Annotated in this window: 1 protein-coding gene; it reads right to left on the minus strand. The window is 56.1% G+C overall.

Going from position 1 to position 426, the window contains the following annotated elements:
• The coding region (locus ACCD02_RS32660) for an RHS repeat domain-containing protein (protein ID WP_413310715.1) at positions 1–426 on the minus strand (426 nt) is incomplete at both ends.

Genomic DNA, 426 nt, shown 5'->3' on the forward strand with positions numbered 1-426 from the left:
GCATCGTAGTCGTAGCTTTGCGTGTAGTTGGCGATCTGGTTCGGATCAGGCGGCAGGTTTTGCAAATCGGGCAGGGCCGGGCCGTGGCTGCTGCCGGTTTTCACTTCGCGGCCGGTGGCTTCGATCAGTTGATACAGGCTGTCGTAGCAATAGCGGTTGATCGGTTTGATCCGTTGATTGGCGAAGAAGCGCACCGGTTGGGCGCTGTCTTCGATGGACAGGATATTGCCGACCGGGTCGTGGTCGTACTTCAGCTGCTGCAAAGGTTCTGCGTTGACAAGTCCGGCTTTGAGTTCGATCAGTCGGCCATCCCGCAGATCGTATTTATAGTGGCTGATGACGCCATTGCCCGCAGTTTCCTGCTCAACCTGATCGAAGGCGTTGTAGTGCATCTCGCTGACCAATGTTTCGGTCTGCTCGTTTTCG

Source organism: Pseudomonas sp. Pseusp88, assembly GCF_047303955.1.
Lineage (GTDB): Bacteria > Pseudomonadota > Gammaproteobacteria > Pseudomonadales > Pseudomonadaceae > Aquipseudomonas.